The organism is Nocardioides dilutus, assembly GCF_054779555.1.
The window spans coordinates 380,079-406,140 of sequence record NZ_BAAGYA010000001.1 but is presented as its reverse complement, the minus strand read 5'-3'; the positions used below and the strand labels follow the sequence as shown (position 1 = coordinate 406,140).

The 26,062-nt window shown below is 70.5% G+C and carries 22 protein-coding genes; 10 read left to right on the top strand and 12 right to left on the bottom strand.

From position 1 onward, the window contains the following. The first annotated feature begins 3 nt into the window (after positions 1 to 3). From yidC to ACYVC6_RS01905, 6 genes are all read left to right on the top strand, one after another. Complete coding sequence (gene yidC / locus ACYVC6_RS01930) at positions 4 to 1,128, top strand: membrane protein insertase YidC (RefSeq protein ID WP_460710406.1); 1,125 nt, start codon at positions 4 to 6, stop codon at positions 1,126 to 1,128. 17 nt (positions 1,129 to 1,145) lie between these two features. After that, positions 1,146 to 1,712 (top strand): Jag family protein, encoded by a 567-nt coding sequence (locus ACYVC6_RS01925; protein ID WP_460713289.1) that lies wholly within the window; start codon positions 1,146 to 1,148, stop codon positions 1,710 to 1,712. Between the two features lie 84 nt (positions 1,713 to 1,796). Next, positions 1,797 to 2,516 carry a 16S rRNA (guanine(527)-N(7))-methyltransferase RsmG gene (rsmG, locus tag ACYVC6_RS01920; RefSeq protein WP_460710404.1) on the top strand — a complete coding sequence of 240 codons (720 nt, stop codon included), beginning with the start codon at positions 1,797 to 1,799 and terminating at the stop codon, positions 2,514 to 2,516. A 131-nt stretch (positions 2,517 to 2,647) separates the two neighbouring features. Beyond that, positions 2,648 to 3,616: a ParA family protein gene (locus tag ACYVC6_RS01915; protein WP_460710402.1), complete on the top strand. Its 969-nt coding sequence runs from the start codon at positions 2,648 to 2,650 to the stop codon at positions 3,614 to 3,616. A 14-nt stretch (positions 3,617 to 3,630) separates the two neighbouring features. Further along, positions 3,631 to 4,626: a ParB/RepB/Spo0J family partition protein gene (locus ACYVC6_RS01910; RefSeq protein WP_460710400.1), complete on the top strand. Its 996-nt coding sequence runs from the start codon at positions 3,631 to 3,633 to the stop codon at positions 4,624 to 4,626. Positions 4,627 to 4,673: 47 nt separating this feature from the next. Next, entirely contained in the window at positions 4,674 to 4,820 is a 147-nt protein-coding gene (locus ACYVC6_RS01905) for a hypothetical protein (RefSeq protein ID WP_460710398.1), read from the top strand. Between the two features lie 78 nt (positions 4,821 to 4,898). Here the strand turns inward: ACYVC6_RS01905 and ACYVC6_RS01900 are convergent, their stop codons facing one another. Together ACYVC6_RS01900 and ACYVC6_RS01895 are read right to left on the bottom strand one after the other, a co-directional pair. Then, entirely contained in the window at positions 4,899 to 5,657 is a 759-nt protein-coding gene (locus tag ACYVC6_RS01900; protein ID WP_460710396.1) for a lysophospholipid acyltransferase family protein, read from the bottom strand. Positions 5,658 to 5,671: 14 nt separating this feature from the next. Beyond that, positions 5,672 to 6,988: an aminotransferase-like domain-containing protein gene (locus ACYVC6_RS01895; protein WP_460710394.1), complete on the bottom strand. Its 1,317-nt coding sequence runs from the start codon at positions 6,986 to 6,988 to the stop codon at positions 5,672 to 5,674. An 89-nt stretch (positions 6,989 to 7,077) separates the two neighbouring features. Here ACYVC6_RS01895 and ACYVC6_RS01890 point away from each other — a divergent pair, with 89 nt between their 5' ends. Continuing rightward, entirely contained in the window at positions 7,078 to 7,740 is a 663-nt protein-coding gene (locus ACYVC6_RS01890) for a GNAT family N-acetyltransferase (protein WP_460710392.1), read from the top strand. A gap of 123 nt (positions 7,741 to 7,863) precedes the next feature. Here ACYVC6_RS01890 and trxA read toward each other — a convergent pair whose 3' ends face one another. The 7 genes from trxA to ACYVC6_RS01855 all read right to left on the bottom strand — a co-directional run bounded on the left by trxA (position 7,864) and on the right by ACYVC6_RS01855 (position 16,908). After that, the gene (gene trxA, locus ACYVC6_RS01885; RefSeq protein WP_292678816.1) at positions 7,864 to 8,187 is read right to left on the bottom strand and encodes a thioredoxin; all 324 of its coding nucleotides are present in this window, start codon (positions 8,185 to 8,187) and stop codon (positions 7,864 to 7,866) included. A 100-nt stretch (positions 8,188 to 8,287) separates the two neighbouring features. Then, a complete protein-coding gene (gene trxB / locus ACYVC6_RS01880) occupies positions 8,288 to 9,247 on the bottom strand; it encodes a thioredoxin-disulfide reductase (protein ID WP_460710389.1) in 960 nt (319 codons plus the stop codon). Between the two features lie 104 nt (positions 9,248 to 9,351). Next, a complete protein-coding gene (locus ACYVC6_RS01875) occupies positions 9,352 to 10,131 on the bottom strand; it encodes a hypothetical protein (RefSeq protein ID WP_460710386.1) in 780 nt (259 codons plus the stop codon). 33 nt (positions 10,132 to 10,164) lie between these two features. Further along, positions 10,165 to 10,893, bottom strand: a complete 729-nt coding sequence (sigM, locus tag ACYVC6_RS01870) for an RNA polymerase sigma factor SigM (RefSeq protein ID WP_460710384.1) — start codon at positions 10,891 to 10,893, stop codon at positions 10,165 to 10,167. Continuing rightward, positions 10,890 to 12,800, bottom strand: a complete 1,911-nt coding sequence (locus tag ACYVC6_RS01865) for a hypothetical protein (RefSeq protein ID WP_460710382.1) — start codon at positions 12,798 to 12,800, stop codon at positions 10,890 to 10,892. The genes sigM and ACYVC6_RS01865 overlap by 4 nt, the downstream gene beginning before the upstream one ends. Before the next feature lie 56 nt (positions 12,801 to 12,856). After that, complete coding sequence (gene murJ / locus ACYVC6_RS01860) at positions 12,857 to 14,548, bottom strand: murein biosynthesis integral membrane protein MurJ (RefSeq protein WP_460710380.1); 1,692 nt, start codon at positions 14,546 to 14,548, stop codon at positions 12,857 to 12,859. After that, positions 14,545 to 16,908, bottom strand: coding sequence for a DUF6049 family protein (locus ACYVC6_RS01855; RefSeq protein WP_460710378.1), 2,364 nt, complete (start codon positions 16,906 to 16,908; stop codon positions 14,545 to 14,547). The genes murJ and ACYVC6_RS01855 overlap by 4 nt, the downstream gene beginning before the upstream one ends. 130 nt (positions 16,909 to 17,038) lie before the next feature. Between ACYVC6_RS01855 and ACYVC6_RS01850 the strand changes: the two genes are divergently transcribed. Genes ACYVC6_RS01850 through ACYVC6_RS01840 form a run of 3 tightly spaced genes read left to right on the top strand, consistent with a single transcriptional unit; the run spans position 17,039 to position 19,785 of the window. Next, a complete protein-coding gene (locus tag ACYVC6_RS01850; protein ID WP_460713288.1) occupies positions 17,039 to 18,424 on the top strand; it encodes a CCA tRNA nucleotidyltransferase in 1,386 nt (461 codons plus the stop codon). Then, positions 18,417 to 19,124: an AIM24 family protein gene (locus tag ACYVC6_RS01845; protein WP_460710376.1), complete on the top strand. Its 708-nt coding sequence runs from the start codon at positions 18,417 to 18,419 to the stop codon at positions 19,122 to 19,124. The genes ACYVC6_RS01850 and ACYVC6_RS01845 overlap by 8 nt, the downstream gene beginning before the upstream one ends. Before the next feature lie 4 nt (positions 19,125 to 19,128). After that, positions 19,129 to 19,785, top strand: a complete 657-nt coding sequence (locus tag ACYVC6_RS01840; protein ID WP_460710374.1) for an acetyltransferase — start codon at positions 19,129 to 19,131, stop codon at positions 19,783 to 19,785. Positions 19,786 to 19,818: 33 nt separating this feature from the next. Here the strand turns inward: ACYVC6_RS01840 and ACYVC6_RS01835 are convergent, their stop codons facing one another. The 3 genes from ACYVC6_RS01835 to ACYVC6_RS01825 form a co-directional block, all read right to left on the bottom strand. Continuing rightward, complete coding sequence (locus ACYVC6_RS01835; protein WP_460710372.1) at positions 19,819 to 24,135, bottom strand: PKD domain-containing protein; 4,317 nt, start codon at positions 24,133 to 24,135, stop codon at positions 19,819 to 19,821. Between the two features lie 179 nt (positions 24,136 to 24,314). After that, positions 24,315 to 25,400, bottom strand: a complete 1,086-nt coding sequence (locus tag ACYVC6_RS01830; protein ID WP_460710370.1) for an inositol-3-phosphate synthase — start codon at positions 25,398 to 25,400, stop codon at positions 24,315 to 24,317. Positions 25,401 to 25,428: 28 nt separating this feature from the next. Beyond that, positions 25,429 to 26,031: a PadR family transcriptional regulator gene (locus ACYVC6_RS01825; RefSeq protein WP_460710368.1), complete on the bottom strand. Its 603-nt coding sequence runs from the start codon at positions 26,029 to 26,031 to the stop codon at positions 25,429 to 25,431. Positions 26,032 to 26,062 lie beyond the last annotated feature (31 nt).

Sequence of the window (26,062 nt, the reverse complement as noted above, 5' to 3'; positions counted from 1 at the left end):
CCCGTGGGCGCACTCAAGGACCTCTGGGGCTTCATCGTCGCCCCGCTCTACATCGCCATCTCGGCGGTGCTGATCGGCTGGCACAACCTGTTCGGACGAGTGTTCGGTGAGGCGAGCGGGGCTGCCTGGGTCCTCTCGATCGTGGGCCTGACGCTGGTCATCCGGGCCGCGCTGATCCCGCTGTTCGTCAAGCAGATCAAGTCCAGCCGCAACATGCAGCTCATCCAGCCCAAGGTCAAGGAGCTGCAGAAGAAGTTCGGCCACGACCGGGAGCGTCTCGCCCAGGAGACGATGAAGCTCTACAAGGACTCGGGCACCAACCCGTTCGCGTCCTGCCTGCCGATCCTGCTGCAGATGCCGATCTTCTTCACCTTGTTCTCCCTGCTCAACAACGCGGCGAAGGAGAAGCCGAAGGGGATCCTGAGCAAGGCCGACGCCCTCCAGTTCGGTGAGGCCAAGCTGTTCGGCACGGTCAAGATCTCCGACACCTTCCTCAAGGCCGACGGCGACCCCGCCACCATGGCGCTGGCGGCGTTCCTGGTCCTGGCCATGACCGCGACGACCTTCCTCACCCAGCGCCAGCTGATGAGCAAGAACATGCCCAAGGACGCCCTGACCGGCCCCTACGCCCAGCAGCAGAAGCTGCTGCTCTACGTCCTGCCGGTCGTGTTCGCCGTCGGTGGCATCGCCTTCCCTATCGGCGTGCTCTTCTACTGGACGACCTCCAACCTGTGGACGATGGGCCAGCAGTTCTACGTCATCCGCAACAACCCGGCACCCGGCACCGAGGCCGAGCGGGCCAAGCTGGAGCGCGACAAGGCCAAGGCGATCAAGAAGGGCCTGGTCCCCGTCGAGGAGGTCCTGCCGGAGCCTGAGCCCAAGCGTCCCGCCCAACGGCAGCAGCCCCAGCGCCAGCCGCGCAGCAAGCGAAAGGGTGCGGCCGGCCCCAAGCCGCCGGCGGGCACCACGGCCGCATCGCCCGCGCCTGAGCCGGCGCCGCAACCTGATCCCTCGTCGTCCAACGGCCAGGCGATCACCCCCAAGCAGAAGCGGGCGCCCGCCAAGGGTGCCCCCAACAAGGCGGGGCCCACCAAGGCCGTGCCCAACAAGAACAGGAAGAAGCGTTGACCGAGTCCGACGTGGAGATGTCCGTGACCGACGAGGCTCCCGAGGCTCCTGAGATTGATGAGGCTCCCGAGGCCGTCGCCGTCGAGGAGGCGGACCAGGCCACCGAGAGTGGCGCCAGGCCCTCACGTCTGGAGCAGCTCGAGCAGGAGGGCGACATTGCGGCCGACTACCTCGAGGAGCTGCTCGACATCGCCGACCTCGACGGCGACCTGGACATGGATGTGGAGGGCGACCGCGCCGCGGTGTCGATCGTGGGCGCCGACCTCTCGCACCTGGTGGGCGACCGCGGCGAGGTGCTGGAGGCTCTGCAGGAGCTGACTCGCCTGGCCGTTTACCGCGAGACCGGGGAGCGGTCCCGGCTGATGCTCGACATCTCCGGGTTCCGTGCGGAGAAGCGGGTCGAGCTGGAGCGCCTCGCCGAGGCGACGGTGACGCGGGTCAAGGCCGAGGGGGCGCCCGTGTCCCTCGACCCGATGTCCCCCTTCGAGCGCAAGGTCGTGCACGACGCGGTCGCTGCCGCGGGACTGACCTCGGAGAGCGAGGGCGTGGAGCCCCGCAGGTACGTCGTCGTCCTGCCCGCCTAGTGGCGCCTCATGGATGATGTTTCACGTGAAACAACGGACCGCGATTCGGTTTCACGTGAAACACCGCCCGCTGCCGCGGGCCTGTTGTTCAGCACCGAGCGGCGCGAGCTGGCGGAGCGTTACGCCGTTCTTCTGGCGACAGCGGGTGTCGAGCGCGGTCTGATCGGCCCTCGTGAGGCACCCCGGCTCTGGGACCGGCACCTGCTCAACTGCGCCATGCTGGCCGAGGCGGTTCCCAACGGGGCGACCGTCGCGGATCTCGGTTCGGGGGCCGGACTGCCGGGACTGGTGCTGGCCATCGGCCGCCCAGACCTCACCGTCACGCTGGTCGAGCCACTGGAACGCCGCACCCGGTTCCTGCACGAGGTCGTCGAGGAGCTCCGCCTGACCGACGTCGAGGTCGTGCGCGGGCGTGCGGAGTCGTTGCACGGGCACCGGGTGTTCGACATCGTCACCTCCCGTGCGCTCGCCCCGCTGACCCGGCTCCTCCAGTGGTCGATGCCGCTGGTGGCTCCCCATGGCACGTTGCTCGCGATGAAGGGCAAGTCTCTGGAGGAGGAGATCGAGGCGGCCCAGGAGGAGCTGAAGCGCCTTCGGTGCGCCACACCGGAGATCCTCGAGCTGGGCGTCCAGGTGGTCTCCACAGCGGCCCCTCAGGGCGGGCTGTCCGCCACCAGGGCGGTGCGGGTGGCTCATGCCGATCCCTCGCGAGTAGCGTGGCCGACGGGTGTCGGCGCGCAGACCCGTGCCCGACGACCACGAGGTTCGGCGAATCAATCGGCGGGGCGGAGGCACAGCGGGTGACGGAGCAGACTCCGGGCGACTGGCCGGCAGAGTTATCCACCGGTTCCCAGGCGGATGCGGAGCGTGAATCTCCACAGATCGAGGCTACTTCTCCACAGATCGAGCACGGCCACGTTTCACGTGAAACCAACGTGCTCGCGGCCGGACCGCCGGTGCGGACCGCCTCCGAAGTAGCCGATCTGGACCCGGCGCCCGGCGTCAGCTTCGGCAACGAGGCCACGCCGTTGGCGCAGGCTGCCGAGCATATGCTGCTGGCCCGCCAGGGCGCCCAGAGACGACCGAGCCTGCCCCGGCCGGCCCGTACCCGGGTCGTGGTCGTCGCCAACCAGAAGGGCGGGGTCGGCAAGACCACCTCGACGGTCAACGTGGCTGCCGCCCTGGCCCAGTTCGGGCAGCGCGTCCTGGTGGTCGATCTCGACCCGCAGGGCAACGCGTCCACGGCGGTCAGCGTCGAGCACCACCGCGGCATCCCTTCGACCTACGACCTCCTCGTCGACGGAGTGCCGCTCGCGGAGGTCGTGACGCCCTGCCCGGACCTGGACAACCTCTTCGTGGTGCCTGCCACGATCGACCTCGCCGGCGCGGAGATCGAGCTGGTCAGCGTGGTGGCCCGCGAGCAGAGACTCCAGAAGGCGCTGGCCGCCTCTCCGTGGATCGGCACCGCAGAGCAGGCGGGTGAGGACCGCTACGACTACGTCTTCATCGACTGCCCGCCGTCGTTGGGGCTGCTCACGCTCAACGCGCTGGTCGCCGGCCAGGAGATGATGGTCCCGATCCAGGCCGAGTACTACGCCTTGGAGGGTCTGGGGCAGCTCCTGGCCACCGTCGACATGGTGCGCCAGCACCTCAACCCCGAGCTGGCGATCTCGGCGATCCTCATCACCATGTACGACGCCCGCACCAGACTCGCCGCAGGGGTGGCCGACGAGGTGCGCGAGCACTTCGGCGACCAGGTGCTCAGGACCTTCATCCCCCGCTCGGTCCGGGTGTCGGAGGCGCCGTCATACGGTCAGACCGTGATGACCTACGACCCGGGCTCGCCCGGTGCGATGAGCTATCTCGAGGCGGCCCGCGAGCTCGCCAGCAGAGCCATTTCCTAGGGAGGGTGTGACCGATGGCGGAGAGCAGAACCCAGCGTCGAGGCCTCGGGCGAGGCCTGGGGTCGCTCATCCAGAGCACCAGCGCGCCCGAGCGGGAGGCCGCTCCCGCGGCCAGCGACGAGATGGTGTACTCGACGCCCGAGAGCCCGGGTCGGGACCAGGTCGGCCCAGCGGAACTGGCCCCGGGGATGTCCCCCGTGCCCGGGGCGTCGTTCGCCGAGCTGCCCGTGGACCGGATCACGCCCAACCCCTCGCAGCCACGCCAGGTGTTCGACGAGGAGGCAATGGCCGAGCTCGGCCACTCGATCCGCGAGATCGGGCTCCTGCAGCCGATCGTGGTCCGGCCCACCGGCACCGACGCCGAAGGGGCCACGCTCTACGAGCTCGTGATGGGGGAGCGGCGCTGGCGCGCGACCCAGGCGGCCGGTCTTTCGGTCATCCCGGCGATCGTCCGCGAGACCGAGGACACCGCCATGCTGCGCGACGCGCTGCTGGAGAACCTCCACCGGGCCCAGCTCAACCCGCTCGAGGAGGCGGCTGCCTACTCGCAGCTGCTCGAGGACTTCGAGTGCACCCATGACGAGCTCGCCGGCCGGATCGGCAGGTCGCGCCCCCAGATCTCCAACACGATCCGACTGCTCCGCCTCTCGCCCGCCGTCCAGCGGCGGGTCGCCGCGGGCGTGCTGTCGGCCGGCCACGCCCGGTCGCTGCTGGCCATCGAGGACCCCGAGCAGCAGGACCGGCTCGCGCAGCGGGTCATCGCCGAGGGGATCAGCGTGCGCGGTCTCGAGGAGATCGTGGCCGTCGGTGCCGGGACCGGGCCGGAGTCACGCCGGAGCCCGCGGTCCAGGCCGACCGCGCCGGGACTTGCCGAGCTCGCCGACCGGCTGTCCGACCGTTTCGAGACTCGGGTCAAGGTGGATCTGGGCCGGGCCAAGGGCAAGATCACCGTCGAGTTCGCCAGCCTGGACGACCTGCGCCGGATCGTCGACATCATGGACCCGGCCTGATACCCCGCGAATTTCGACCCCGGGCCTACGACGACCTGTCTACCCTCGTGAGCTTCGGCCTCGGGACCGCGACGACGCTCGCTCCGCTCGAGGGCTTCGCAGTCGTCGCGGCCGCCGAGGCCGATCGCGGGGCGCGCTCGCTTCGCTCGCAAGGCTCGCTGCGCTCGCACGTGGCGGACCGACATGCCCGCTGACCTGGCAACGACAGGCCCGCTGACCTGGGCAAACAGTGAAATGTCGATAAAGCGATAAGTCGATGTAGCGATATATCGTTAGGTCGACGAGGAGCGTCGGGCGGCGCGCTGTCGCTTCTCCTCGGCGTCCATCTCGGCCGCCTCGGCCAGGCTCGGGGCGCTGCCACCGAACCGCTTGGGCAGCCACCACGACCCTGGGGGCTGCTCGTCGGCCGGGTAGTCCCGGATGGACTCCTCGAGCATCTGTGACATCACCCGGTGGAGCTCAGCGGTCTCTGCCACCGGGTCCTCGGCGGTCGGGTGCATCGGGTGGCCGACCCGCAGCATGATGGTCTTGCCGCGGGAGAAGTCCTTGGGGTGGTCCTTGGTCAGCATCCGCTGGGTGCCCCACATCACCACCGGCACCAGGGGGACCTCGGCCGCGGCCGCGATTCGCACCGCGCCGGTCTTGAACTCCTTGAGCTCCATGGCCCGCGAGATGGTGGCCTCGGGGAAGATCCCGACCGCCTCGCCGTCCTGCAGGTAGTCGACGGCGGTGTGGAACGACGCGAGGCCCTCTCCTCGGTCCACCTCGATGTGGTGCATCGAGCGCATCAGCGGTCCGGTCAGCTTGTGGTCGAACAGCTCGCGCTTGGCCATGAACCGAACCTTGCGACCCGCGGGGTTGGCGGCCAGGCCGCCATAGACGAAGTCGACGTAGCCGATGTGGTTGCAGGCGAGCAGCACACCCCCGGTGCGCGGGACCAGGTCGGCCCCGATGATGTCGATCTTCTGCCCCAGGAGCCGGAAGCCGGTCTTGCAGGCCAGGATGACCGGCGGGTAGGTGAGGTCGAGCACCCGCGAAGTCTGCCCTACGACAGGTCGCTGCTGGGACCGTCGTAGCTGGGGTAGGCGATCTCCCGGGCGGGAGCGGTGGCCCCGAAGGTCGCGCGCAGCTCCATCTCGGCCTCGATCACGCCCGCGAGGCGGCGTACGCCCTCGCGGATCCGTTCGGGCGTGGGATAGCAGAAGGACAGCCGCATCGCGCCGGAGCCGAAGCCGTCGGCGTAGAAGGCGGTGCCGGGGACGTAGGCGACCCGCGCGGTCACCGCACGCGGCAGCATCGCCTTGGCGTCGATGCCGGGCGGCAGGCTCAGCCAGACGTAGAAGCCGCCGTCGGGCACGTTCCAGCGGCAGGCGGCCGGCATCATGTCGTGCAGCGCCTCGACCATCGCGTCGCGCCGCTCGCGATACATCTCCCGGAACTGCTTGATCTGCCCCTGCCAGTCGTGCTTGGAGAGGTAGGCCGAGACCGCCATCTGCGAGAACTGCGGCGGGCAGAGCGTCGCGGACTCCTGGGCGAGCACCAGCTTCTCCCGCACCATGTGGGGGGCCAGCGCCCACCCGACCCGGAAGCCGGGCGCGAAGGTCTTGGAGAACGAGCCGAGGTAGATCACGCCCTCGGCCTCGTCGGCGCGCAGGGCGCGCAGCGGCTCGCCTTCGAAGCCGAGCAGGCCGTAAGGGTTGTCCTCGAGGATCAAGAGATCCTCCTCGCGGCAGATCTCGAGGATCTCGGCTCGCCGCTCGACCGCCAGGGTGACGCCGGCCGGGTTGTGGAAGTTGGGGATCGTGTAGAGGAACTTGAGGGTCTTGCCCGCTGCCTTGACCGAGGCGATCGCCTGCCTCAGCGCCTCGGGGACCAGACCGTCGGCGTCCATCTCGGCGTGCACGACCTCGCACTGGTAGGCCTTGAAGACGCCGAGGGCGCCGACGTAGGACGGCGCCTCGCAGATCACCACGTCGCCGGGGTCGCAGAAGACCCGGGTCACCAGGTCCACGGCCTGCTGGGATCCGACGGTCACCACGACGTCGTCGGGGTGCGCCTCGATCCCCTCGAGCCTCATCACGTCGGTGATCTGCTCGCGGAGCTCGGGGACGCCCTGGCCGGAGCCGTACTGCATGGCGACCGGGCCCTGCTCGGCCACCAGGTCGGCGATCGCGCCGCCCACGACATCGAGCGGGAGGCCGGAGATGTTGGGCATGCCCCCGGCCAGGGACACGACCTCGGGCCGGGAGGCCACCGCGAACAGCGCCCGGATCTCCGAGGCCGTCATCCCGGCCGTACGCGCGGCGTAGCGCTCGACGTAGGGGTCGAGACGGCCGTGTGGAGCGCGCGGGGAGAGATCCATGGCGCTTCTAGTGTGATGGACAGACCGTTGCTTGGCACACTGATACCACCACCGGTTGCGTCACAGGACCGCCACCACAGGGAGACCTGATGTCCCGCAAGGTCGTACGCCTCACCCTGGACAACCTCGCCCAGCTCGACGAGGACCTCAGCGCGCCCTGCACGACCTGCCTGTTCTGGCAGCTCGACCCGGTGAGCCGCGCCCGGGTGCCCGAGGGGGAGGCCGCCGCGGAGAAGGAGGCCTGGGTTTCCCACGTGCTGCGCGAGTGGGGCTCCTGTGGCCGGATCGCGCTCGTCGACGAGCGAGCGGTGGGCTATGCGATCTATGCGCCGCCGGCGTTCCTGCCCGGAGCCGCCGCGTTCCCGACCGCGCCCGTCTCACCGGACGCCGTGCTGCTGAGCACCGTGTGGGTGCACCCCGACCACCGGGGCGGCGGACTCGGCCGGATGCTGGTGCAGGGGATGGCCCGCGACCTGGTGAGACGGGGCGGGATCGCGGCGGTGGAGGCGTTCGGCGACACTCGCGGCCCGGGTCTCGGAGCGAGCCGGCGGACCTGCGTGGTGCCTGCCGACTTCCTGGGCAGCGTCGGCTTCAAGACGCACCGGCCGCACGGCACCACCCCGCGGATGCGGATGGATCTCCGCACCGCCCTGACCTGGCGGACCGAGGTCGAGGCGGCGCTGGAGCGCCTGGTGGGCGCCGTACGGCCGGCGAAGCCTGCACCCGCGCCGGGGGAGGCTCGGCTCAACTAGGCCAGTTCCTGCCTTCGCTGCGGAGGGTCTCGACCCGCCCGTCGCGGCTTCGTGCCTCAGCCGCGGGGCTTGCTCGACCTAGCGCGCGACGTCGACCGCTCGTCCCTCGCGGTCGACTGCTCGCTAAATGAACTCGGCGAGCTCGTTGAGCAGCATCGCCTTGGGCCTGGCCCCGACGATCGACTTCACGACCTCGCCGTCCTTGTAGACGTTGATCGTGGGGATGCCGGTGACCCGATAGGAGGACGGGGTCACGGGGTTCTCGTCGACGTTCATCTTCAGGAAGGTGATCTTGTCGCCGTGGGCTCCGGCGATCTCGTCGAGGATGGGTGCGACCTGCTTGCACGGTCCGCACCACTCCGCCCAGAAGTCCACGAGCACCGGCTTGTCGGACTTGAGGACCTGGGAGTCGAACTCCTCGTCGGTCACGGCACTGATGAGCGCCATCGATGTCACTCTCCTTGGTGGTTGCGTCGAACGGAACGTCTAACGGCTGTAGCCAGTCAACAGCACGGCACGGACGGATGTTCCCCGGCTCGCGGAGCGGTCAGGCAGGTGCCAGGACAGCCGAAGCCGCGTGGTCCAGGTCGGCCAGGTAGCGCTCGGCGTCCAGGGCCGCGGCGCAGCCGGTGCCGGCCGCCGTGATGGCCTGCCGGTAGTGGTGATCGACCAGGTCGCCCGCGGCGAAGACGCCAGGCAGGTTGGTGACCGTCGAGGGGTGGTCGACGAGCACGTAGCCGTTGTCGTCGAGGTCGACCTGGCCGGTCAGGAGCTCCGAGCGCGGGTCGTGGCCGATCGCGATGAACAGCCCGGTCGCGTCGAGGTCGCGGGTCTCGCCGGTGACGGTGTCCTTGAGGGTCACCGACTCCAGGCGGTCCTCACCGTTGATCGACTCGACGACCGAGTTCCAGACGATCTCGAGCTTGGGGTCGGCGAACGCACGCTCCTGCATGATCTTGGAGGCGCGCAGCTCATCGCGCCGCACGATCATCGACACCTTGGACCCGAAGCGGGTCAGGAACGTCGCCTCCTCGACGGCGGAGTCGCCGCCACCGACCACCGCGATGTGCTGCTCGCGGAAGAAGAACCCGTCACAGGTCGCACACCACGAGACCCCACGGCCCGACAGCGCGTCCTCGTTGGGCAGGCCCAGCTTGCGGTAGCCCGAGCCCATGGCCAGGATCACTGCCCGCGCCTGGTAGGTGTCGGTGGCGGTCTTGACGATCTTGACGTCGCCGGTGAGGTCGACCTCGACGACGTCGTCGGTGACCAGCTCGGCGCCGAAGCGCTCCGCCTGGGCACGCATCTCGTCCATCAGCGCCGGGCCCATGATGCCGTCGCGGAAGCCCGGGAAGTTCTCGACCTCGGTGGTGTTCATCAGTGCCCCGCCGGCGGTCACCGACCCCTCGAACACCAGGGGCTGGAGGCTCGCGCGGGCGGCGTAGACCGCCGCGGTGTAGCCGGTCGGGCCGGAGCCGATGATGATGACGTTGCGCACTGCGGACATGGGTGTCGCTTTCCTCGGTGGACGACCGGATAACCGATCGTAGGCGAGGAAGATTCCCGGAGGTGAGGGCCCTCACTGCCCGTGGGAAGGCGGTCAGAAGGCGGTCAGGGCGCGGGCAGATCCAGGGAGTTGAGCGTGACCGCGGTGCCGCAGGTGAGCAGGTCGACGTGTTGGATGCCCGACCGCGGCTTGCGCAGGACCAGCACGGCCTCCTCGGCGTCGTAGTAGACCGGCAGCTTGGCGCCCTCGCCGTAGGGTCCGGCCGGACAGACGAAGCCGGGATCGGCCTGTGCGTAGGCGGCGACCCCGTCGTAGTCGGCCTTGGCCGCGACGCGCCGCTCGTCCGCGGTGCGGAGCAGCTCGCGCTGGACGTCGGCGGCGAAGTCCTCGGAGGTGAGGTCGAGGGGAGCCCCGGCCTGGAGGAGCAGGTAGGCCTGCTCCGGGGCAGCCTCGGGGGCCGCGTCACCCCCGGAGTTGCCGTCCTCGACGCTGTCTGCGGACTCCTCATCGACGCGGCCGGCGCTCGCCCGTGGGGGCTCGGCCAGCGCAGTGTCCGCCTCTCCCGAGTCGCCGCCACCCATGTCGAGGCCCGTGCCGGCGATGTTCTGCCCGACGGCCACACCACCGACGATGACGGCAGCGGCGGCCAGGAGCAGCCGCCCGGCGTTGCGGCGGCGACGCCGCATTCCGGCGAGCTCAGTGACGACTGGTGAGCCGCCGGCCTCGAAGACCTCCAGGTCGTCGGCTCCTTCGTCGGCCACCAGCTCGTCGAGCTTCGCGTCCAGGCGGGCCGCGACGTCGGCGGGGACCGGAGCCTCGTGACGCGCCTGCTGGAGGAGGCGGCGGACAGCGGCCTCCTGCTCGGCGGTGAGCTCGTCGGTCACGGGGACAACACTTCTCTCGTCACGGTCGATCGGTCAGATGGGTGAACGGTCGGTGGGGGACGGCGGCGGTCCGCGCGGCGCGTCCGCGGTTGGGACGGCCGGTCGGGGGGCGGGGTTCCCCGGGCCGGCGTGCTCCCGGTCACCGCCCGGCGCCAGGATGCCGAGCCTCTCGGCCAGGCGGGCACGACCACGGGAACATCGGGACTTCACCGTGCCGACCGCGCAGTCGAGCATCTCGGCGACCTCGGCCACGGGATAGCCCTCCATGTCCACCAGCACGAGCGCGGCCCGTTGCTCGGCGGGCAGCTCCGCCAGGGCGGCGAGGACCAGGCGGCGACGTTCGTCGACGACCGCGAGGTCCGCGGGGTCGGTGGTCGACCTGTCGGACGTCGTCCCGGCGCGCCGGTCACCGTGCTCGTCGAGGTCGTCGGGCAGGGCGTCGGCCCTGCGGACCTTGGCCGCGCGGAGCCGGTCGAGGCACGCGTTGACGACCACCCGGTGCAGCCACGTGGTCACCGCGGCGTCGCCGCGGAAGGAGCCGGCCCGGCGGAACGCCGAGACCATGCCGTCCTGCAGCCCGTCCGCGGCGTCCTCAGGGTTCCCCATGGTGCGCAGCGCGACCGCCCAGAGCCGGTCCCGGTGTCGGCGGAAAAGGATGCCGAACGCCTCCGGGTCTCCGTCGACGTGCGACTGGAGCAGGTGGGCGTCGGTCGGCTCCCCAGCGTGGGAAACCTGGGCGTCCGGCATGGTCGAGTCGGTCATGGGGAGGCCAACACTTGCAGGTCGACGACCTCACCGCGGAAACGGCCGTCCTTGGTGGTCGGCAGCGCCGTCAGCCACAGCACGAGGTAGCGCCCCGACCGGGCGCCGGTGAGGCCGACGAGACCCTCGGGCAGCTCCTCCTGTCCGGCGGCAGTCAACCCGTCGACGCTGGCGGGCACCTCGTCGGTCAGGAACACCTCCAGCTCGGTCCCTTCGCCGGCCAGGTCGAGCTCGAGGGCGGCGACCTCGCGGGCGCTGCCGAGGTCGAGGAGCAGCCCGACGCCGGACTTCAGCCCGCCCGGCCCCAGCTGCTGCTCGTAGGTCGAGGTCGACCACGACGTCGACGGGTCCCCGTCGACCGTGTTTGCGGCGTCGTCCGGGTTCTCCTCGGGCGGGTCGCCCTCGGGGTCGAAGTCGTCGGCGACGACGTCCTCCACCGGAACCAGGTCGCCTCCCGTGGAGGCGGACGGCGGCGAGGAGATCGTGGACGAGTCGGTGGGCTTCTCGTCCGGCTGGCCACCCAGCGGAGTCCGGCCCCGGCTCAGGTTGAACGCGATCGCCAGGGCCACGACCGCGAGGAGCACCAGGGCGACCAGGGCAGCCAGCCGCAGTGCCCGCCGGCCCGGGACCGCCCCCGGGTGGTGGTCGTGGTCGTCGTCGACGTACGCCGGGATCGTCCCGCTGCCGCTCGATGACCCGTGGCCCGGAGACGGCCAGTAGTCGTCTCCCTTCGGGCCGCGATGCGGGCCTCCGGCGGTGCCCGGCTGCTCGGTCTCGGTCCGAGGTCGTCGGCGCCCGGTGTCATCGGGAGCGAACAGCGGCCGGACCGGCGGTTCCTCGAAGGGCGGCGGCGGAGGGGGCGGGTCACGGCGCTTCTCCAACCACGAGACGTCGTCGGTCTCGTCGTCGAAGATCGGCAGCCCGGCCTGGGTGGGCTGCTCGGTGACCGCCTCGACGGCCGCGCCGGTGCCGGTGAGGTCGGCGTCGGGCTCGGTCTCGACGTCCTCGGCGGCCTCCTGGTCCGGGCCTTCGACCGGTGGCATCTCGACGTCGTCGGGCCGGGCCAGGATGTCCGGGACGAACGGCAGGGTCACGGTCTCGCTGCGATCGGGGTTGCGGCGCGCGATGGTTGACGCGAGCCCGCCGTCGTCGCCGACGAACTCGTCGAGGAAGGCGTGGATGCCACGGGCGCTGGCGATGTCGCGGACGTCGCGAACCCTGCGGCCCTGAGGGTTGAGGAGCTCGTCGCAGAGGTCGTCCAGCGGGCGCGGGACGCCGGCCCGCACCTGACGAGGCCGCAGCACGCGCCCGTGGTCGCGAGGGACCGGGGGCACCTGTGAGGCCGAGTCGCCGGCCCACTTGCCGGTGAGGGAGGCATGCAGCAGACCGGCCAGGTCGCGGACGTCGGTGCGCGGCTCGCCCGGGGGGAGACCATGCAGCGCGGCGTCGACGCAGAACCCGATGATCCGGATGCCGCCCGCGTTGTCGACGAGGACGTTCTCCGGGACCAGCCGTCCGTGGGGAACGGCGTGCGCGTGCGCCGCCGCGATCGAGTCGGCGACCTCGGAGACGATCCAGGCGGCCTCGCGAGGGGCCAGCGGCCCGTTGGTGGCGAGCATGATGTCGAGCGAGGTGCCAGAGCCCCACTCGTTGACGACGAAGCAGAACTCCGCGCCGCGCTCCGCATCCAGGACCCGCAGGAACCGGGCGTCCTGCACGGTCGCCGACCTCCGCGCGGCCTCGAGCAGCAGCTCCGCGCGCTCGTCGTCCGCCGGGATCACGTGCAGGGCGACGTGGCGCTCCAGGATCCGGTCGTGGGCGCGCCAGAACCGCCCGTGGGGCGTCTCGCTGAGCAGGTCGACCAGGCGGTAGCGGTCGGCGAGCACGTCACCTGCCTTGGTGGTCATCACCAGAGGTGGTGCTGACCGGTGGTCGCGTGCCGCACCCCGCCATCGTAGGGCGGTCAGGACGTCCTGGTCCGGCGTAGCACGGTGCTCAGGACAGACGTGACTTCTTTGAGACCGAGCAGCCGTGCGGTCAGGAGGAACGCCAGCACGGCGGCCACACCGGCCAGGGCGAGCTCCAGCAGCGCCCGGACCGTCGAGGGGTCCTCGGGCAGGTCGGGCAGAAGCAGCCGTACGCCGAGGGCCAGCGCGGCCGACACCAGCACGGCGCCCAGCAGCCGGGCCAGGAAGGCCGGCCAGCCGGCGCCGTCGGCCACCGCCAGCCCGCCGAGCGCGCGGCGGAGGACCAGAGCGGAGATGAGCGCCCCGACCAGGTAGGCGCAGGCGTAGGCGCCCACCAGTGCCGGTGAGGTCCCGCGGTCATTCGTTGCCGAGACCAGGAGCACCGCGGCCAGGATGTTGGTGGCGGCCACGGCGCACTGGATGAAGAAGACGGTGCGCGTCTGCTCCAGCGCGTAGAAGCCGCGCAGCATCAGATAGTGGATGGTGAACGCGACGAGCCCGGGGCCGAAGAGCGCGAGCGATGGCACGTAGTTCTCGACGTACGCCGAGGCGGCGCCGTATCCGAACAGGACCTCGGCCAGGGCGGGCGCGATGACCGGGAGCAGAGCCGCGAAGGGGACGACCACCACGAGTGCCGTGCGCAGGGTGCCGGCCAGCAGACCGCCGAGGCCGGCGAGGTCGTCCGCGGTGGCCCGTCGTGACAGTGCCGGGAGGATCGCGGTCGCCAGTGACACCGTGATGACCGAGTGAGGCACCATCATGATGAGGAAGCTCGCCGAGTAGACCGAGTAGCCGGTGCCCTCCGGGTCGCCCGACGCGGTGCCGCCCGTGGAGAGCCGCACCACGACGGTGTAGGCGATCTGGTTGACCACCACGAAGAGCACGGTCCACCCGCCCAGCCGCAGCGTGTGCCCGAGGCCGGTGCCGCGGAAGTCGAAACGCGGACGGACGACGACGCCGGACGCGGCGAGGTAGGGCACCAGGATGAGCAGCTGGGCCGCGATGCCGAGGGTCGAGCCGATGCCCAAGAGGGCCTCGCGCCCAGCGGTGTAGCCCCCGTCCTGCGGGTCGTCGGCGCCGAAGACGACCAGGTAGACGACGAGCATCGCCACCGAGATCACGTTGTTGGCGATCGGGGCCCACATCATCGGGCCGAACCGGCCGCGGGCGTTGAGGATCTGCCCGACCAGGACGTACATCCCGTAGAAGAAGACCTGCGGCAGACAGAGGCGGGCCAGGTCGACGACCGACTCCCGCGCCTCCGGGCTCCAGTTCGGGTCGACGAACAGCCGCATCAGCCACGGTGCACCGATGACGAGCAGGACCGTGACCGCCCCGAGGAACAGCGCGGCCAGGGTGATGACCCGGTTGGTGTAGGCCTCGCCGCGGTCTGCGTCGTGCTTGGCGGCGCGGACCAGCTGCGGCACCAGCACCGCGTTGAACACACCGCCGGCCAGCAGGATGTAGAGCATGTTGGGGACGGTGTTGGCGACGGTGAACACGTCGGCGTGGATCAGGTTGCCCAGCGCCGCGGCCAGCAGGATCGAGCGGACGTAGCCGGACAGCCGCGACACCACCGTGCCGGCGGCCATGACTGCGCTGTTGGCGAGGACCCTCGAGTCGTCGTCCACGCCGGCGCCAGGGTCGGCGCCAGGGTCGGCGCCAGGGTCGGGGCCAGCGTTGTTCATCGGCGTGCCGTCCGGACCCGGCGGACCAGCCTGAACGCGATGGTCCCGAAGAGCAGTGCGCTCCCTGCCGCGAGGAACAGCCAGATCACGTTGCTCACCCGGGCGGAGCGGATCGAGAGCTCGTCGGAGCCGCCCAGTGGGCGACCTGTCTTGTCGGTGACCACGATCGTGACCTCGTGGACGCCCGGCGTCTCCGTGCGGGCCTCGAGCAGGACCGTGGTGCTGGTCCCGGGGAGGATGTCGATCTTGCCGACGTCCGCGATCTGGAGGTCCGCCGCGCTGGAGCCCTGGGCGGCCAGCTTCACTGTCACCTGCTGGTCGAGGTCGTTGCTGATCGTGGCCGGGAAGCTGCCGTTGATGCTCGAGAGGGTGACGTCTGGGGGCGTGGACACGCTGACCTCCTCGAGGCGCTCCTCGATCCAGACGCGCGAGCGGTCCGCCGCCGCCCGGTTGGAGTCCGGGCGGGCTCTGGCGGCGTACGACACCATCGCCAGCGACTGGTCGGTGACCGTGCCGCCGACAAGGTTGTTCAACGTCAGCAGCGACTGCAGGCTCTCGCCGGCCTGCCGGAGGGCGTTGACCGCGACGAAGTTGGAGGCGTCCAGCTCGAAGGCCGCCTGCCGCTCCGGGTAGTGCACCTCGTCGGCGGACCGCGGCTGCTCGGCGACGTCATCGGTCGCGCGGGTCACCGAGGTGAGGTCGACCCAGTCGAGGTCGAGGCCGGAGAAGAACGACGTGCTCGGCGGCGGCACCCAGTCGGGGGGCAGCAGCACCACCAGGGGCGAGCGCGCCGGCTTGAGGAAACGCACCGCGGCCTCGGCCAGGATGCGCTGGCGCAGGGCGATGATCCCGCGCGGGTCGCCAGGGGAGGGACCGCCGTCTGTCGACCCGCTCGACGTCATCACCACGCGTCGCCCGCTGACGGCGGCGACCGCGGGCGCCTTCGTGAGCGTCCGGTCACTCATCAGGATCACGGTGTCCTCGTCGAGGGAGGCCAGCGCCTCGGGGCTCAGATAGCCGCTGGGCGCCGCGACGACGGGGGTAGCGGTGATGCCCAGTCCGGGGAGTGGTCGGTCCGACCGGGCGCGGGCCCGGGCGTACGCGCGGGCGGCGGCGCGCTCGTGCCGGGCAGCGGCGGAGACGTCCAGGTCGCCGTAGGGCAACGCGAGCACCTCGTCGCTCTGGGTCATGGCCGCGCGCAGCCGGCCGAGCCACTCGCGCGCCGCCGCGGCGGCGGCCCGGGTCTGAGGGTCGAGGTCCTCGGGGAGCTCCGCCTCGGTGGGGTCGACCTCGGGCTCTGCGGTCTCCGCCTCCGACGGGGTCTCGGACGGCGACTCGGTCGGCGACTCGGACGGCGACTCGGTCGGCGACTCGGTCGGCGACTCGGTCGGCGACGGAGCGCCGGTGGACTCCCCGGGGCTCTGCTCGTTGGTCACCTCGCCGCTTGCTTCCGGCGCCGGCGTTGCAGTGGCATCGTCCTCCCCGTCGTCCTCGCCCTCCTGGAGGTTGGGCTCGAGGGAGCGCGGCGGGTTGCCGGACGCGAGCTGTCGCACCGCGTCGAGCAGCGCCGGGTCCACGACCCAGCTCACCGTCCGGTCACCGGCCGTGGCGGCCAGCTCCACCAGCGAGCGCAGCCGGCCCTCGGGCGACAGGGTGGTGATCCATCGCTCGAGGTCGGTCAGCGACCCGTCGTCGGCGTACTCCAGGGTGCCCCGTAGCGGAACGACGACCGAGACGGACTCCCTGCCCTCGCGCCGGTTGGGGACCATCGGCAGGAACGTCCGCGCCCGCCCGTCGGCCACCTCGTCGCGTCCCTCGTCGGCGCGCTGACCCAGGGCGTGCACCCCGAACCAGTAGACGCCGGGGGTGTCGGCCTCCAGGGACGCGGCGTCCACCTTGAGGCTGAACGACTTGGTCTCACCCGGCTGGACGGCGTCGATGGTGTCGAAGCTGCCGGGGTCCAGGACGCGCTCACCGACCGCCGTCGACTCCTCCACCTGCGCGGCGGCTGCGAGCTGGGCACCGGTGGTCATCGGATCCGCGGAGATGAAGGAGTAGACGTTGACCGTCAGCCAAGGCACGGAGTCCGTGTTGGTGACGGTGCCGGCGACCCGCACCGGTCCGGTCGCCGGGATGGAGGACGGGGTCAAGGTCTCGATGGTGACGGTCAGGGGAGTGGTCGCGGCCCGGGGTCGGCGCTGTCGCGGGGCGACGGCGGCGCGGCTGGCGGCCGGCGTGGCCGCCCGGACCTGAGGGGTGATGATCTCCGGGTCGTCCGCCGTGGCCGGGCTCCCCGGCAATGTCGTCGACACCAGCACGGCCGCGGCCACCACGAGGGCAGCACGAAGCGACCTTGGCATGGCGCGACTGTAGTGCTGCGTCCTGTGCCTCAGCTCGGCCCTCCTAGACTGGTCGGTCGTGTCCGCCGCCGAGCCCCGTCCACTCACCGTGGTCGAGCTCCAGCGCGCCGTCGGCGACGTGCTGGACGGGATGGCGGAGGTGCTCGACCCGCTGGGTGCGCGGTTCGCCGAGGCCGGCCACGAGCTGGCCCTGGTCGGCGGGCCGGTCCGCGACGCGATGCTCGGCCGGCCGCACACCGACCTCGACTTCGCGACCTCCGCCACGCCTGAGGAGACCGAGCGGCTGCTGAAGGGCTGGGGCGAGGCGACCTGGGACATGGGCCGCGACTTCGGCACCGTTGGCGCCCGCTCGGGCCCGTGGATCGTCGAGGTCACGACCTACCGTTCCGAGGCCTACGACCCCACCTCGCGCAAGCCGTCGGTGGCATTCGGCGACAACCTGACCGGTGACCTGGTTCGCCGCGACTTCACCGTCAACGCGATGGCGGTGCGCATCCCGGGACGCGTCGTCGAGGACCCCTACGGCGGCGTGGTCGACCTCGCCCAGCGCCTGCTGCGCACTCCCGGCCGGCCCGAGGACTCGTTCTCCGACGACCCGTTGCGGATGCTGAGGGCCGCCCGGTTCGCTGCGCAGCTCGGCTTCACCGTCGCCCCGGAGGTAGTCGAGGCGATGACCGCGATGGCCGACCGGATCTCCATCGTGTCCGCCGAACGGGTCCGCGACGAGCTCGTCAAGCTGGTCTGCGCGCCCTACCCGCGGCGCGGCCTGAGCCTTCTCGTGGAGACCGGGCTCGCCGCCCTGGTGCTGCCCGAGCTGCCGGCCCTGGCGCTCGAGCGCGACGAGCACCACCGGCACAAGGACGTCTACGAGCACACGCTGACCGTCCTCGAGCAGTCGATCGACCTCGAGGACCGGCTGCCCGAGGGCGGTCCCGACTTCGTCTCCCGCTTCGCCGCGCTGATGCACGACATCGGCAAGCCCCGGACTCGGAAGTTCCTCGGTGACGGCACGGTGACCTTCCACCACCACGACGTGGTCGGCGCCAAGATGACGCGCAAGCGGATGCAGGCCCTGCGCTTCTCCAATGACGAGACCGACGCGGTGGCCAAGCTCGTCGAGCTGCACCTGCGGTTCCACGGCTACGGCTCGGGGGAGTGGACGGACTCGGCCGTACGCCGCTACGTGCGTGACGCGGGCGACCAGCTCGAGCGGCTGCACGTGCTCACCCGCGCCGACTGCACGACCCGCAACCAGCGCAAGGCCGACCGGCTGCGCCGCACCTACGACGACCTCGAGGCCCGGATCGCCGCGCTGATGGAGCAGGAGGAGCTGGCCGCCGTACGTCCCGCTCTCGACGGCAACCAGATCATGGAGATCCTCGGCATCCCGCCGGGCCGCGAGGTGGGCCAGGCCTACAACTACCTCCTCGAGCTGCGGCTCGACCGGGGACCGATGGAAAGGGCGGAGGCGGAGGTGGCGCTGCGGAAGTGGTGGGAGACTCGCCGGCATGCGTAGCGACCTCTTCGAGCAGGCCAACCTCGAGCAGCAGAGCCAGGACCGGTTCGTGCTGCAGAACAGCCAGATGCTCCGGGTCTCGCTGGGGCCCGACGTGCTGGCGACCAAGGGCTGCATGGTCGCGTTCCAGGGCACCGTCCGCTTCGACCACGAGAAGGCCGGCGGCCTCGCCAAGCTCGCCAAGAAGATCATGACGTCGGAGGACGTCTCGCTGATGCGGGTCTCCGGCCAGGGCGAGGTGTTCTTCGCCGACCAGGCCGGCTACGTCTATCTGCTCCACCTGGACAACGAGGCCATCTCGATCAACAGCCGCAACCTGATGGCCTTCGACGCGACCCTCCAGTGGGACATCAACCGCACCAAGGGCGCCGGCATGGCGAGCGGCGGCTTCTTCAACACCACCGTGTCCGGGACCGGGACGGTCGCGATCAACGTGGTCGGCAAGCCGGTCGTCCTCGACTGCTCCCAGCAGCCGACCTACGTCGACACGCAGGCCGCGGTGTGCTGGTCGGCCAACCTGGTGCCCGGGATCCACAACGCGATGAACATGAAGTCGATGCTGCGCGGCGGCAGCGGAGAGGCGTTCCAGTACGCCTTCCACGGCCCGGGGTTCGTGGTCGTCCAGGCCTACGAGTGGGTCGGCGCCCAGCAGGGCAAGTCCGGCGGGGGCGGCGGCCTCGGCGACCTGCTGGGCGGGTGACGCCGTGCCAGTCCGGCCCGGCCACCTCACCGTCTTCGCCGTCGCCTCGCCCTACGCCTGGGACGTCGTCGAGAGCGCGTCCCGCGCCCAGCTCACCCCGCACTGCGTCGACAACTACGGCGGCGCGGACGGCCGGCTGCCGGGCCTCGGGGAGCAGGCGGACACCGAGCAGCCGTTCGTCCTCGGACTGTCCTCGTCGCTGCACCGGGCCGCGGCAGCCCACGCCGCGGTCGCCCTCGGTCACCTCAGCCCCACGACGCTGGTCGACCCGAGCGCCGTGGTGGCGAGCACGGTCACGCTCGGCCACGGCTCGTACGTCAACGCCGGGACGGTGGTCGGCTCGCACACGGCGATCGGGTGCCACGTCAACATCAACCGCTCGGCCTCCGTCGGTCACGACAACGTCATCGAGTTCGCGGCCTCCGTCGGTCCGGGTGCACTGACCACGGGCCACGTCCACGTCGGCCCGGCGGCGTTCATCGGCGCCGGAGCGGTCGTCCTGCCCGGGGTGCGGATCGGGCGACGCGCCACGGTCGGTGCCGGAGCCGTCGTGACCCGTGACGTCGCGGACTTCGAGGTCGTGGTCGGCAACCCCGCCCAGGTGATGAGGCCGCGCAAGCACATCGAGCCCGTGGCGGAGGATCGCTGCCCCCACTGCTGACGCCCCGTCGGGTGACGGGGCGTCAGGCCTCGGTCACCAGGACGCGAACAACCCCGTGAGGTCGTCCAGTCCGGATGCCCGCGACATGCCGGCTCGAGGGGTGAGCGGCGGGATCCCCCGCACTCGGAACTTCCTGGTGGCCTTGTCGCGCTGGCCGTCGATGTCGGTGACGAACAGGGTCACCTTCTTGCGCCCGGGCCGCTTGAACTCGATCTTGACCCGCTTGCCGGTGGCGTCGATCTTCTTGCCACCGTTGTGGAAGTTCCAGGCGTAGGTCAGCGGACCCGCGCCCGTCGACTTCCGCGCGGTGAGACGGACGTTCCTCGAGATGTCGGGCTTCCTGGTCTTCAGCTTGATCCGGGCCTTGGGAGGCGTGCTCGCGCCGCCGCCACCACCGCCCGCGGCGGTCACGGTGACCGTCGCTGAGGCCGTGTCGGTCAGACCCTGCGGGTCCGTGATGGTGACGGTCGCGGTGTAGACGCCGGGCGTCGGGTAGCTGTGCGTGACGACCTTGCCGTCGGCGTCCTTGGTGGCGCCGCCGTTGCCGAAGTCCCAGCTGTAGTCGAGATCATTGGGAGTCTCGGCGTCGGTCGTGCCCGCCGCGGACAGCGTGACCTGCTGTCCCGTGCTGACCGAGCTGGGGGTGGCCGACGCCGCCGCGACCGGGGCCGTGTTGGGGCCGCCGCCAGGGGCGGTGGTGTAGCCGTAGTCGTAGTCCCCACAGCCGGTGCCCATGGTGAAGGCCACCGAGCCGGTGAGATCGCCGGCCAGCTGGATGGTGTCCTCGCCCGTCATCGCGTCGACGTTGAAGCCGAGGCAGCCGTAGTCGAACTCCCAGTTGCCCGACTCGCTGCTCGGGTCCGTGTAGTTGTCGACGTGCGGCGTGGCCGGGTCGTCGGTGTAGGAGGCGCGCTCCGCCGTGTCGACGAACGCGGCGTCGTTGAGGTTGGGTGCAGCCTCACCCGGCTGCGGCACCGAGTCCAGCGGCGACTGTGCCGGCGGGTCGTCCGTGCCGGTGTTGCCGTAGCCGTGCGCCTCGTCGGTGTAGGAGAGGTAGAAGCCCGGGGTGAACGCGATCGGGTCGCGGTCGATCTGGCCCATGCCCTCGAAGTCGAAGCCGGACCGGTCACGCATCTCGAGGTAGTAGGCGTGGTCCTGCGCCGACTCCGCGCCCGCCTCGAGGTACTTCCACCCCTGCGTGCACTTCCTGGCAGTGGACAGGCCCTCGCGGCAGCCGCCGTTGAAGATGCGCGGGTCGTCGGGATCGCCGCTGGTCTCGAAGTCGGAGACGAAGAGGTCCTGCGCGGGCTGCGGCCCGGGACCGTCGGGGTCCGCGGTGACCTTGACGTCGTCGATGAACCAGCCCGGACGTGACAGCCCCGGGTCAGTGACATAGCTGAACCGCAGGGCTCCCTGGTCCTCGCCGGCCAGGTCGCTGATGTCGTAGGAGTCGGCGAGGAACACCGCCTCGGGGTAGGTCCCCGCCCCCACCCGGTCGACCGCCTCGGTGCCGGCCTGGTAGGAACCGCTGCTGCCGGTGAGGCCGTTGCCGTAAGTGTCCTGGCACGCGTTGTTGGACGTCGCCGGCGGGACGGTGTTGCTGCCGGTCGTGTAGCCCTCGTTGGACTCGTGCGAGGTGTAGGTCGACCCACCGTCGGTGGTGGTCATGACGAACCCGTAGTCGTAGTCCCACTCGATGTCCCAGCGCGACTTGAAGCTCAGCGTCACCGTCGCGGCCGGGTCGGTGAGGTCCGCCAGCTGTGGGATCCGCAGGTCGAGGTTGTGCCCCGCCACCGGGGTGCAGTTGAAGTCGTTGCCCGACCCCGACCACCACAGGTGGGTGGGACTCGCGCCGTCGCCGGAGGTGAACGCGTCGGCGTCGAGCAGCTGGCGGCCGGGCAGCTTGGCGACGTACATCTGCGAGTTGTGGACGACGCCGTCCGCCCCGTCGGTGAGCGTGTAGGGCGTGCCGTCGGGCTTGCGCCAGGTGATGGTGCCGATGTCGACCTTGGAGTCGGGGATGTCGGTCTCGACGCGACTGCTGTCGAGAACCTCGGGCACGACCCAGCCCAGCTCCTGGCGGCTGTAGGCGTCCATGTTCTGCGACTTGTCGGTCGCCATCAGGTTCCAGTCGCCGTAGGTCTCGCGGCCGGTGCTGGAGTAGAAGTCGGGCAGGCCGAGGCTGTGCCCGTACTCGTGGGAGATCACCGAGGCCTTGTCGATCGCGGTCTCGGGGTTGACGTTGTAGGGGCCGACCCGGACGAAGACCTTGAGCGCGTCGCCCATGTCGGTGGTGGTGGTCGCCGAGTAGCTGGTGTCGGTGTACCAGAGCGGCCGGCCCTCGAGGTCCTTGAGCTGGTCGTCGGTGGTGAAGCCGGGCAGCCCGGTCACCGGGTCGGTGTAGCCGCTTTCCAGGGTCGAGCTGTGCGGCCAGATGTTGTCGTAGGACACCTCGTCGTAGGGGCAGGCACCGAGGGGGTCGCCCGGTGCGGCGAGCTGGCTGGCGCCGTTGCCGCCGCACCCGGCGAAGACGACCATGAAGAAGTCGACCACGCCGTCCTTGTCGGTGTCGTAGTCGGAGTAGTCGATCTCCGGGTCGGCGATCGTGGCTGCGTCGTAGACCAGCTTGCCGGTGTCACCGCACCCGGAGTCGATGTCCTGGATGGGCGCCGGGGTCTGGCTGGTTACGACGGCCGAGCCGTAGGAGTCCGAGCCGTAGTACTCGGTCTGGCCCGGCAGGTTGTAGACCCCGTTGGTGATGCGCTCGGGATAGATCGGGGTGCCCGCGACGTCGACCGGCAGGTCGGCGTATGTCCCGCCGTGGCAGGTGTTGCCCGGCACCTCCGCGTTGGTGAACTCGAAGCCCGGGCCGTAGGTGAAGTCCTTGGAGGCGATGCCCTGCGAGGGCACGGTGCCGTTGGGGAACAGCTGTCCCAGCGACATCTCCTGGAACAGGTTGAACGTCGAGCCCGGGAAGCCGGCGTCGTTGATCACCGTCTCCAGGGAGCTGCCGGAATGGGTGTCCTGGTAGGCGCGGTCGCTGTATTGCACCGGCACCACGGGGAACGGCCGGTCGCCGTAGCGCGCGCTGTCGAAGTTCTCGCTGGGCGGGATCACCTTGGGTCCGTGGCTGCTGACGGTCTGGTCGGCCTTGGTCGGCACCTTCAGGACGGCGGTGGTCGACAGGTCGCGCCACACGATCGTGTCGAGCTGGGCCGTGGTCGACGCCTTCGACTCGAGGACCAGCGTCTTGGTCTCATCCGGGGCGATGGCCCCGGGCGTCCATGTGTACGTCGGGCCGTTGACCGTGGTCGCGCCGGCTTTGACGATCGTCGACCCGGCCGGGGCGTCGATCTCGACACTGGTGGGGGTGACGGGGGCGGAGGTCGGGTTGGTCAGGATGATCCGCGAGGGGTAGGTCTCGCCCGGCTTCACCCAGCCGACCGAGGACACGAAGCTGTTCTGGAGGAGGAGCTCGGTGGCCGGCGCCTCGATGGCGTGCGAGGTCGCCCCCGCCGTCCCTGCGGTCCATTCGCCGGTCGGCGGGACCGATGTCGCGGTGTCGTCGTAGGCCGCGTCGACCGCCTCGACCCGCAGGACCGTGTCGGCGGTGATGCCGTCGGTGGCCGTTCCCGGGACCGTGTGGGTGATGGCTCCGTCGGCGGCCGCGGTCAGGTCGGCGGTGTGCAGCACGGTGCCGTCGGCGGCCACGACGTTGAGCGTGAACGTGGCGGGCACCCCGGAGTCGATGAACGTGTCGCGTGCACTGTGCATCTCGATGGAGCCCGTGACGTCGAAAGCTGCACCAGGTGCGCTGCTGACCGGCACCGTGTCCAAGGTGGCCACGAGGTTGTTGTGGCGGAAGTCAAACTGTCCGATCAAGGCGGCGTCCTCCTTGATCACCAGGCGGATCCCACCGGCCGGCCAGGTGTCGTCCGGCTGGAGGCTGACCCGCCGCAGCTCCGGCGATGCCGCCGGCGTCGTCACCGGCAGGGTGGCGAACGGCGTCGACGCACCTTCGGCGTACAGCTCGCCGGTGAGCGTGCCTGCGACCCCGGTCGGTGTGAAGTTGACGAACCCGCACGCCTCCCGGTCGATGGAGGGATCGACGGTCGTGTCCGTCGCGAGACCGCTGCACAGCGGCTGAGGTGCCGGGAGGACGAACATGGCGAAGCCTGACGCGGAGCCGAGGCTGGGCGGTGCCGGTGCCGCGGTCGGTGCCGCGGCACCCACGGTCGTGGGCTCCGGCGACACGGCGGAGGCGATACCGCTGATGGAGGAGACGACGAGGCCGGCGAGGACCGTCGGGGTGACGACGGCGGCACGCAGACGGGTACGCGAGATGTTCATGGGTTCCCCGGGGATGAGAGGCCGCTATGGATGTGCGGGCGCTACCTCCATGAACGACTGCGTCAGCAGGGGGTTATGCGGGCGCGTGCCGACTGACCCGAAAGTCTTGCGGGCACCATGCAACGACCCGCCCGAACATCTCTCGGGCGGGTCGTTGGTGGTGCTCAGCTGGGAGAGGTCTACTCCTCGCCCTTGATGAAGGCCTCGACGCGGGCGCGGCCCTCCTCGTCGGGGAGCTGCACCGGCGGGGACTTCATCAGGTAGGAGGACGCCGAGATGATCGGGCCACCGATGCCGCGGTCCTTGGCGATCTTGGCGGCGCGGATCGCGTCGATGATGATGCCCGCGGAGTTGGGGGAGTCCCAGACCTCGAGCTTGTATTCCAGGTTGAGGGGGACGTCGCCGAACGCGCGGCCCTCGAGGCGGACGTAGGCCCACTTGCGGTCGTCGAGCCAGGCGACGTAGTCGGAGGGGCCGATGTGGACGTTGCGGTCCGCGACCTTGCCGGCCAGCGCGCCGTGGAGGTTGGACGTGACCGCCTGGGTCTTCGAGACCTTCTTGGACTCCAGGCGCTCGCGCTCGAGCATGTTCTTGAAGTCCATGTTGCCGCCGACGTTGAGCTGGTAGGTGCGGTCGAGCGTCACGCCGCGGTCCTCGAAGAGCTTGGCCATCACCCGGTGGGTGATGGTCGCGCCGACCTGGGACTTGATGTCGTCACCGATGATCGGCACGCCGGCGTCCTCGAACTTCTTGGCCCAGACCGGGTCGGAGGCGATGAAGACGGGGAGGGCGTTGACGAAGGCCACGCCGGCGTCGATCGCGCACTGGGCGTAGAACTTGTCGGCCTCCTCGGAGCCCACCGGGAGGTAGGACACCATCACGTCCGCCTTGGTCTCGCGCAGGACCTGGACCACGTCGACGGCTTCCTCGTCGGACTCCTCGATGGTCTCGCGGTAGTACTTGCCGAGGCCGTCGAGGGTCGGGCCCTTCTGGACCGTCACGCCGAGCGGCGGGACGTCGGCGATCTTGATCGTGTTGTTCTCCGAGGCCTGCGTCGCCTCGGAGAGGTCGAAGCCGACCTTCTTGGCGTCCACGTCGAACGCCGCCACGAACTGGACGTCGTTGACGTGGTAGTCGCCGAACATCACGTGCATGAGGCCGGGGACGGTGGCGTTGGGGTCGGCGTTCTTGTAGTACTCCACGCCCTGGATGAGGGACGTGGCGCAGTTGCCTACTCCGACGATTGCTACTCGAACCGAACCCATGGGGCACGTTCCTTTCAGGTGGTGGCCCTCAGGCCTGTTCCGGCGTTGGGGTGGGGCTGATGGGGGTGGGTGCTGCGGTGGGTGCTGCGCTGCGTTCTGCGTTGATCAGGTCGGAGAGCCACATGACCTCGCGCTCGACCCGGTCGACCCCGTGGCGCTGGAGCTCGCCGGCGTAGCGGTCGACCTCCTTCTGCGTCATCGCGAGCTCGCGCTGGATGCGGTCGAGGCGCTCCTGGAGACGGGTGCGCCGGCCCTCGAGCACGCGCAGCCGGATCTCCATGTCGGTAGAGGAGAAGAAGGCGAACCGGATGTCGAAGTTGTCGTCCTCCCAGGCCGTCGGCCCGACCTCGGACATGAGGCGCTCGAACTCCCGGGTCCCGGCCTCGGTCACCTGGTAGGTGATCCGCGGTCGCTTGGACACAGGGGTCCCGGGCGTCCTGGTCGACAGGGTCTCCTCGATCAGGGCACCCCGGAGCATCTTCTTCAGCGCGGGGTAGAGGGAGCCGTAGGACAGCACGCGGCCCCAGCCGAGCATCAGGTTGAGCCGCTTGCGCAGCTCGTAGCCGTGCATGGGCCCCTCGTGCAGCAGCCCGAGGACCGCCAGCTCGATGGTCTCCCCACGACGTGCCATACGACCTATCGTAGCGATATATCCGCGGTAC

Bases quoted from the DNA above. Each gene is read 5' to 3' on its own strand.
- ACYVC6_RS01845 (WP_460710376.1), top strand. From the start codon at position 18,417: ATGCGTAGCGACCTCTTCGAGCAGGCCAACCTCGAGCAGCAGAGCCAG.
- ACYVC6_RS01890 (WP_460710392.1), top strand. From the start codon at position 7,078: ATGTCCCGCAAGGTCGTACGCCTCACCCTGGACAACCTCGCCCAGCTC.
- sigM (WP_460710384.1), bottom strand. From the start codon at position 10,893: ATGACCGACTCGACCATGCCGGACGCCCAGGTTTCCCACGCTGGGGAG.
- ACYVC6_RS01825 (WP_460710368.1), bottom strand. From the start codon at position 26,031: ATGGCACGTCGTGGGGAGACCATCGAGCTGGCGGTCCTCGGGCTGCTG.
- ACYVC6_RS01850 (WP_460713288.1), top strand. From the start codon at position 17,039: ATGGCGGAGGTGCTCGACCCGCTGGGTGCGCGGTTCGCCGAGGCCGGC.
- ACYVC6_RS01910 (WP_460710400.1), top strand. From the start codon at position 3,631: ATGGCGGAGAGCAGAACCCAGCGTCGAGGCCTCGGGCGAGGCCTGGGG.
- trxA (WP_292678816.1), bottom strand. From the start codon at position 8,187: ATGGCGCTCATCAGTGCCGTGACCGACGAGGAGTTCGACTCCCAGGTC.
- ACYVC6_RS01925 (WP_460713289.1), top strand. From the start codon at position 1,146: ATGTCCGTGACCGACGAGGCTCCCGAGGCTCCTGAGATTGATGAGGCT.
- murJ (WP_460710380.1), bottom strand. From the start codon at position 14,548: ATGAACAACGCTGGCCCCGACCCTGGCGCCGACCCTGGCGCCGACCCT.
- ACYVC6_RS01855 (WP_460710378.1), bottom strand. From the start codon at position 16,908: ATGCCAAGGTCGCTTCGTGCTGCCCTCGTGGTGGCCGCGGCCGTGCTG.
- ACYVC6_RS01830 (WP_460710370.1), bottom strand. From the start codon at position 25,400: ATGGGTTCGGTTCGAGTAGCAATCGTCGGAGTAGGCAACTGCGCCACG.
- ACYVC6_RS01895 (WP_460710394.1), bottom strand. From the start codon at position 6,988: ATGGATCTCTCCCCGCGCGCTCCACACGGCCGTCTCGACCCCTACGTC.
- ACYVC6_RS01865 (WP_460710382.1), bottom strand. From the start codon at position 12,800: ATGACCACCAAGGCAGGTGACGTGCTCGCCGACCGCTACCGCCTGGTC.
- trxB (WP_460710389.1), bottom strand. From the start codon at position 9,247: ATGTCCGCAGTGCGCAACGTCATCATCATCGGCTCCGGCCCGACCGGC.
- ACYVC6_RS01835 (WP_460710372.1), bottom strand. From the start codon at position 24,135: ATGAACATCTCGCGTACCCGTCTGCGTGCCGCCGTCGTCACCCCGACG.